Origin of the sequence: Blastococcus sp. KM273129 (assembly GCF_021698995.1) — a bacterium.
Classification (GTDB): domain Bacteria; phylum Actinomycetota; class Actinomycetes; order Mycobacteriales; family Geodermatophilaceae; genus Blastococcus.
Window position 1 is genome coordinate 1 of sequence record NZ_SSXB01000119.1, and the last position, 8,555, is coordinate 8,555.

2 protein-coding genes are annotated in these 8,555 nt (G+C 74.2%); both read left to right on the forward strand.

Features of this window, described 5'->3' with window-relative positions:
- Nucleotides 1-350: 350 nt before the first annotated feature.
- A complete protein-coding gene (locus E9565_RS20745; RefSeq protein ID WP_236836635.1) occupies nt 351-4,811 on the forward strand; it encodes a PKD domain-containing protein in 4,461 nt (1,486 codons plus the stop codon).
- 240 nt (nt 4,812-5,051) lie between these two features.
- Nucleotides 5,052-8,555 (forward strand): LamG-like jellyroll fold domain-containing protein (locus E9565_RS20750; protein ID WP_236836636.1); only part of this gene is annotated, 3,504 nt, incomplete at its 3' end.

The following is an 8,555-nucleotide window of genomic DNA, read 5'->3' on the forward strand; positions in this document are numbered from 1 at the left end:
CGGCCCTGCAGGCGCCGGGCTCGGTGGGCCTGGCGGCCTACCTGTCGGGCAGCTCGAGCAGCCCGGTCGCCGTCCGGTTCGACGACCTGCAGGTCACCGCGGTCGAGTGAGGGAAGCCGGGGGCCGGTTCCGCGAGGGAACCGGTCCCCGGCAATGCGGTCAGCCCGCGGTGACCGTGGGGTGACCGAGCGTCATCTCAGTCACCTCGTGGGGGGACCCGATGTCCGCCGGTCCCCTGATCAGGTGATCGTCAAGGCCATGACGCACTGTCATGGTCACTGCCGGTACTCGACGACGGCATCCAGGGGGAGGCCGCCGCTCTCGGGTCCTGGCACACGGGGGAATCCGGCATGTCCACGTCTTCGCGCCCGACCCGGCGCGCATCCGCTCGCGCCATCGCGGGCGTCGTCAGCCTGCTGCTGGCGGCCGGCAGCCTGGCGCTGCTGCCCGGCGCTGCTCGCGCCGACTCCGCTCCGCTGACGCCCTCGCCGGCCACGCCGACGACGGTCACCGCCGACGCCCTGCCGACCGTGCAGATCAACGGTGTCGCGTGGGCGCAGGCCATCGTCGGCAACACCGTCTACGTGGGTGGCTCGTTCACCAGCGCACGGCCGGCCGGCGCACCCGCCGGGACCGGCGAGACGCCCCGCGGCAACCTGCTCGCCTACGACATCCGCACCGGCGAGCTGATCACCTCGTTCGCTCACGACCTCAACGGCCAGGTGCTGGCCGTCGCGGCCTCGCCGGACGGCTCCCGGGTCTACGTCGCCGGCGACTTCACGGCCGTCGACGGGCACACGCGCCGGCGGGTCGCCGCCTTCGACACGGCGACCGGTGCCCTGGTCGAGGGGTTCGCCCCGGCGATGCAGAGCCAGGTGCGGGCCATCGCGGCGACGGACGACACCGTCTACCTCGGCGGCAGCATCACCGCCGTCGGCGGCGTCAGCCGCAGCAGGCTCGCCGCGGTCACCGCGGCTGACGGGAGCCTGCTGCCGTGGGCCCCTGTGCCGGGCGGCGCGCGCACGAACGGCAACGACCAGGTCATGGCGCTGGCCATCGCCGGCACGGGGGAGATCATCGCCGGGGGGCGCTTCGACACCATGAACGGTGTCAAGGCCACCGGCGTCACCGCCCTCGACCCGGTCTCCGGCGTCACCAGGCCCTTCGCCATCAACCAGCGGCTGACCAACCAGGGGGCCGACTCGGCCGTCTACAGCCTGAGCGCCTCGGGAGACCTGGTCATCGGAACCGCCTACGACTTCGGCGGCCCCGGCAACCTCGAGGGTTCCTTCGTGGTCCGGGCCCACGGCGGTGCGATCGTCGAGATCAACGACTGCCGCGGCGACTCCTACTCCAGCCACGTGAGCGGCGGCGTCGTGTACGTCGCCAGCCACAGCCACGACTGCCGCAACATCGGGGGCTTCCCCGAGCAGAGCCCGCAGGTGTTCAAGTTCGGCGTCGCCTTCACCCTGGAGCCCACCGGCACCGTCGGTAACGCGACGATCGCCAACGGCAACTTCCGCGGTCAGCCCGCCGGCTCCCTGCTGCCCTGGTTCCCCACCATGACCCCGGGCGACTACACCAAGCAGTACCAGGCAGGGTGGTCGGTGACCGGCAACGGCCGGTACGTCGCGTACGCCGGTGAGTTCCCCCGGGTCAACGGCGTCGGCCAGCAGGGACTCGTGCGCTTCGCGCTGCCCGACACCGCGCCCAACGCGGTCGGCCCGGCGGACGCGGGCTTCACGGCCGCCGCCACCTCCCCGGCGCCCGGCCGGGTGACTGTGGACTGGACCGCGACGTCGGACCAGGACAACGCCAACCTCGTCTACCGCGTCGAGCGCGAGGGGGAGGCCCTGCCGGTCGCGGAGACCGTCCAGGCCTCCACCTGGTGGGACCGCCCCGCGATGCAGGCCGCTGACGCCGGCGTCAGCGGCAGCCTGCGCTACCGCGTCACCGCGACGGACCCGTTCGGCAACAGCGTCGCGACCCCCTGGGTGGGCGTCGAGGTCGCCGCTGCCACCGGCGGCGAGACACGGCCCTACGCCGAGGTCGTCCGGGCCGACGGCGCATCGTCGCACTGGCGGCTCGGCGAGCGGTCCGGCAGCGCCGGGGACTCGATCGGCACCGCTCCGATGACGGTCGGGTCCGGCATCACCCGGGGCGCCGTGGGTGCGATCGCCGACGACACCGCCTACTCCTTCGACGGCGGCTCGACGGCCTCCCTGGCCACCGGAGCCGCGCGCACCGTGCCGAACACCTTCACCCAGGAGGCGTGGTTCCGGACCACATCCGCAACAGGGGGGCGCATCACGGGCTTCGCCAACCGGGCCACCGGTAGCAGTTCCACGTACGACCGGCAGGTCTACCTCGACTCCCGCGGTCGGCTGAACTTCGGCGTCTCGGTGCCGGTCTGGTTCTGGACGACGCAGCGGACGGTGACCAGCGACGCCTCGTACAACGACGGCACGTGGCACCACGTCGCCGCCACCATGGGCCCGGCGGGCATGGCGCTCTACGTGGACGGCGTGCTGGTCGGATCGCGCAGCGACACGACCAGCGGCCGCTCGTACAACGGCTACTTCCGGGTCGGCAGCGACCGCGCGATGTCCGGGTCGAACACCTTCGACGGCTTGATCGACGAGGTCGCGCTGTACCCGAGCGCCCTCTCTGCCCAGCAGGTCGCCGCCCACGCCGCTGTCGGCGGGGTCGGCGTGGCCTCGAACATGCCACCGACGGCTCGGATCCGTGCGACGACCGCCGGTCTGACCGTGACGCTCGATGGTGGCGGCTCGGCCGACGGCGACGGCAGCGTGGCCGCCTACGACTGGGACTTCGGCGACGGGGAGCGGGGCGCCGGCGCCACGGCGACGCACACGTACGGCGCTGCGGGGAGCTACGTCGTCACGCTGACCGTGACCGACGACCTGGGCGCCACCACGGTCGCGAAGACGCTGGTCACCGTGGCTCCGGTGCGCGTCAACCAGGCCCCGGTGGCGGCGTTCACGGCGGGCGGTCGCGACCTCGTCGTCACGGCCGACGGCTCGGCCAGCGACGATGCCGACGGGACCGTGGCCACCCACTCCTGGGATTGGGGCGACGGCTCCCCGGCCGGCAGCGGCGCCAGCGCCACGCACACCTACGACGCGGCCGGCACGTACACCGTGACGCTCACGGTGACCGACGACGAGGGGGCCACCGGGTCGACCTCCCAGGAGGTGACCGTCACCGCGCCGGTCCCGACCGCCCCCATCGCCAAGGACACCTTCGCCCGGTCGGCCACCGGCGGCCTCGGCACTGCGGACGTCGGCGGCGACTGGACCGTCACCGCCGGTGGCCCGCGGCAGTCGGTCGCCGACGGCGCCGCCGAGCTGGCTCTCCCGGGCGCCGGCAACAACACCGGCTCGCACCTCGCCTCGGTGAGCACGGCGAGCGCCGATCTCCGCAGCGAGTTCACCCTGTCCTCGGTCCCCACCGGGAGCGGCACCTTCGTGTACCTGACCGGCCGCCGGGTCGGTGCGGGGGAGGAGTACCGGGTGCGGGTGCGCGTCGCCGCCGACGGCGGGGTCCACCTGGTCCTGTCGCGGGTGACCGGAGGCGCCGAGGGCTTCCCGGGCGGCGAGGTGCGCGTGCCGGGGCTGACCTGGACGCCGGGCACCACGCTCGCGGCGCGGGTGCAGGTCTCCGGCACCGGGCCGACGACCGTCACGGCCGCGGTGTGGGTCGCCGGGGAGGCCGAGCCGGCCACCCCGCAGCTGACGCGCAGCGACACGACCGCGGCGCTGCAGACCCCGGGCTCGGTGGGCCTCTCGGCCTACCGCCCGGGCAGCGCGACGGCGGCCACGGCGGTGCGTTTCAGCGCCTTCCGTGTGGGGCTCGTGGGTGCCGGTGCGCACACCAACCTCGCGCCGACGGCCGCGTTCACCGCGACGACCGCCGAGCTCTCCGTCGCGGTGGACGCGACGGGGTCCACCGACGCCGACGGCCGTGTCGCCCGTGCCGACTGGGACTTCGGGGACGGCGCGACGGGCTCCGGCCCGACCGCGACGCACACGTACGCGGCGGCGGGCACCTACGCCGTCGTCCTGACCGTGACCGACGACGAGGGTGCCACCGCGACCACCACCCGGTCGGTGACCGTGACCGCGTCGGCGGCGCCGCCGGTGGAGGAGCCGGCGGAGCAGATCGCGGCGGACACCTTCGAGCGCTCGGTGACCGGTGGGCTGGGCGCCGCCGACTCCGGCGGGCCCTGGACGCCGGTGGCCGGTGCCGGTCGCCAGTCGGTCGCCGACGGTGCCGCGGTCCTGGCGGTGGGCCCGGGCAACAACGCTGCTTCGGTCCTCGCCGGCGTCTCCGCCGCGGACGTGGACGTTCGGGCCACCGTGTCGTTCTCGCGGACGCCGGCCAACGGCAGCGGCGCCTACGCCTACGTGACCGGTCGCCGGGTGGACTCCGCCCAGTACCGGGCACGGGTGCGGGTCCTGCCCGGTGGCGACGTCGGTGTCTCGCTGGTCCGCGAGGCCGACGGCGTGGAGGCGACGCTCGGTTTCGTGACGCTGCCCGGGCTGACCTACACCGACGGCATGCCGCTCCAGGTCCACCTGCGGGTGACCGGCACGGGCGCGACGAACCTGGAGCTGACGGTGTGGGCGGCAGGTGCCGAGCAGCCGACGGTCCCGACGCTGTCGCGCACCGACTCCACCGCGGTTCTCCAGTCGCCGGGCGCTATCGGCCTGGCCGCCTACCTGTCGGGAAGCTCGACCAGCCCGGTGCAGGTCCGCTTCGACGACCTCCTGGTCACCGCGGCGCGCTGAGCCACCGGCGCGACGCCACGTGCCGGGCCGGCTCTCGCAGCCGACCCGGCACCGTGCTGGCCGGTGCAACCCTTCCTGCTGACAGGCCGTCACCGTGGCCGGCGAACAACGTGTTGCGAAAGCGCAGATGCACCGCATCGGGTGATCGCCACCATGTACGGAAAGTGACATGGTGCACCCCGACTGCGCTCCCCGCTCGTGGGTCGCGAGGGCACACCACCAGTTCGGGGAGACGACCTGATGCGCGCACCCACCAGCACGGTCGGCCGCCGGGTGCTGACCGGCGCGATCGGCCTGATCCTCGCTGCCGGGTCGCTGGCGCTCGTGCCGGCCTCGGCCCGCGCCGACTCCGCGCCCGTGGCGCCGTCGCCGGCCACTCCGGTCACGGTCACCGCCGACGCGCTGCCGACGACGCAGATCGACGGCGTCGCCTGGTCCCAGGTGGTGGTCGGGGACACCGTGTACGTGGCCGGACGGTTCTCCCGCGCCCGGCCGGCGGGTGCGGCCCCCGGGACGCAGGAGACCGTACGGAACAACTTGCTGGCCTACGACATCCGGACCGGCCGGCTGGTCACCTCCTTCGCGCCCGACCTGAACGCCCAGGCGCTGGTGGTGACCGCGTCCCCGGACGGCTCCCGGATCTACGTCGGCGGGGACTTCACGCGGGCGAACGGTGAGGTCCGCAACCGGGTCGCCGCCTACAGCACCGCCACCGGTGCGCTCGTCCCCGACTTCCGCCCGAGCGCCAGCAGCTCGGTCCGGGCCATCGCCGCCACCGACAGCACGGTCTACCTCGGCGGCACGTTCACCGCGATCGGGTCCCAGAGCCGGCACCGCCTGGCGGCGGTGACCGCCGCCAACGGTGCGCTGCTGCCCTGGAACCCCGTCCCCGGTCCCGGCCCGGTGCTGAATCGCAACAGCAGCACCGGCACCAGCGACGTCGTCCGCGCCCTCGTCGTCACCGGCGGCGGCTCGCAGGTGGTCGCCGGTGGGCACTTCGACACCCTCAACGGCGTGAAGGCCACCGGTGTGGGTGCGCTGGACGCGGTCACCGGGGCGACCAGGCCGTTCGCCGTCAACCGGCTGATCACCAATCAGGGCGTCAACGGCGCCGTCTACGACCTCACCACCGACGGCGCCAGCGTCTACGGCGTCGCCTACGACTACTTCGGCCCCGGCAACCTCGAGGGCGCGTTCTCGGCCGCCGCCGACGGCGGGGCGGTGAACTGGGTCAACGACTGCCACGGGGACAGCTACTCCGTGCACCCCATGAACGGGGCGCTATACCTCGCGGGTCACCCGCACGTCTGCGCCAACATCGGCGGCTACCACGAGCACAACCCGCGCGTGCACCGCTACGCCACCGCGCTGAGCCTCCAGGCGACCGGCACGGTGGGCACGGCCACCCTCTTCAACAGCCGGGTGATGCCGGATGGGACCGTGGTCCACAAGAACGACACCGGTGGGTACCCCTCCAGCGGGACCCTCCTGCAGGGCAAGCCGGCGCCGTCCCTGCTGAACTGGTTCCCCACGATGTCGCCGGGCACGTTCACCGGCCAGGGGCAGGCCGGGTGGAGCGTCGCCGGCAACGACACCTACGTCGTCTACGGCGGGGAGTTCCCGCGGGTGAACGGTGCCGCGCAGCAGGGGCTGGTGCGGTACGCGCTGCCCTCGGCCGCCCCCAACCGGATCGGCCCCGACGGCACCGGATTGGCCGTCGCGGCCGGGGCGCCACTGGGTGGCATGGCGCGGATCAGCTGGACCTCGGTGAACGACCGGGACAACGAGCACCTCACCTACCGGGTCTACCGGGACGGCGAGACCGCCCCGGTGCACGAGACCACGCGGTCCTCGCTCTGGTGGCGCACGCAGCCGATGGGCTTCGTCGACCTCGGGGTCGCGGCGGGTGCTCACACCTACCGGGTGAGCGTCGTCGACGCCTTCGGCAACCGGGCGGACTCGCCCTGGGTTCCGGTGGAGGTCGCGGCCGGTTCCGTCCTGCAGCGCGACTACGCGGACACCGTGCGGGCCGACGGTGCGCAGCACTACTGGCCGCTGGGCGAGCCATCCGGGGACACCGCCCTCGACCACGCCGGCGCCTCGGACCTCACCGTCGGCACTGGCGTGAGCGGAGGGCAGGAGGGCGCCATCGCGGGCGACCCCGACACCGCGTACCGGTTCGACGGCACGAGTGCGGGCCTCGCCGCCACCCGTACCGCCGTCGCGGGCCCGGGCACGTTCACCGTCGAGGCGTGGTTCCGCACCACGTCGACGGCGGGCGGCAAGATCGTCGGCTTCGGTTCCGCGAGCACCGGCACCAGCGGCAGCTACGACCGGCACGTCTACCTCGACGCCGAGGGCCGGGTGCTGTTCGGCGTCTACCCCGGCGCCATGCGGACGGTCAGCAGCGCGTCCTCCTACAACGACGGGCAGTGGCACCACGTCGCCGCCTCGCTGAGCCCTGCCGGCATGGCGCTGCACGTGGACGGCGAGCTCGTCGGGTCGCGGACGGACACGACGTCGGCGCAGGCCTACAACGGCTACTGGCGGATCGGTGGGGACACCAGCTGGTCCGGCAGCGCATGGTTCGACGGCCTGGTGGACGACGTGGCCGTGTACCCGACCGCGCTCAGCACCGGTCAGGTCGCCCGCCACGTCGCCGTCGGCTCCGGGGCCGTCGCTCCCGTCCCGCCCTCGGCGGTGTTCACCTCCTCGGTGACCGACCTCGCCGTCTCCGTCGACGGCTCCGGCTCGACCGATCCGGACGGGGCGATCGCCTCGTACGACTGGTCGTTCGGCGACGGCGGGACCGGCACCGGCGCGACCGCCTCGCACACCTATGCAGCGGCCGGCACCTACCCGGTGACGCTGACGGTGACCGACGACGAGGGGCTGACGGCGACGGCCACCGAGCAGGTCACGGTGACCGCGCCGGCCGAGCCGGAGCAGCCCGCCGAGCCGGAGCAGCCGCGGGTGCTGGCCGCCGACGCGTTCGAGCGGTCGGTCACCGGCGGGCTGGGCACGGCCGACGTCGGAGGCGCCTGGACGGCGTCTCCGGGCGCCTCGCGGTTGTCGGCGTCCGGGGGCGCGGCGGTGCTGTCGCTGCCCTCGGCGGGCAACAACACCGGCGCGCACCTGGGCTCGGTCGTGCAGACCAGCGCCGACATCCGGACGTCCTTCACCTTGTCGGCGGCACCCACCGGTGCAGGCACCTACGTGTACGTCTCCGGGCGCCGCGTGACGGCCGGTCAGGAGTACCGGGTGCGGGTGCGCGTGGCCGCTGACGGACGTGTGTACCTGGCGCTGTCCCGGCTCTCCGGCGGTTCGGAGTCCTGGCCGGGCGGGGAGTCGGTCGTCCCCGGCCTGACCTGGACGCCGGGATCGGCGCTGGAGACGCGGGTACAGGTCACCGGCGCGGGCACCGCGGAGATCGCGGCCTGGGTCTGGGCCTCGGGGACGGCGCAGCCGGAGGACCCGCAGCTCACCCGGACCGACACCACCGCGGCACTCCAGGCGCCCGGCGCCGTGGGGATCGCCGCCTACCGGCCCGGATCGGCCACGGCGGCCACGGCGGTGCGCTTCGACGACCTGCAGGTCACCGCGGTGGGGGAGACCGCGCCGCCCCCGCCCCCGGCGAACGTGGCACCGGCGGCGTCCTTCACCGCGCAGGTGGCGGGTCTGTCGGTGGCGGTGGACGGCAGCGGCTCGACCGATTCCGACGGTGCCGTCGCCGGGCACGCCTGG

Coding starts and splice junctions, on each gene's coding strand:
- E9565_RS20745 (WP_236836635.1), top strand. CDS start 351: ATGTCCACGTCTTCGCGCCCGACCCGGCGCGCATCCGCTCGCGCCATC.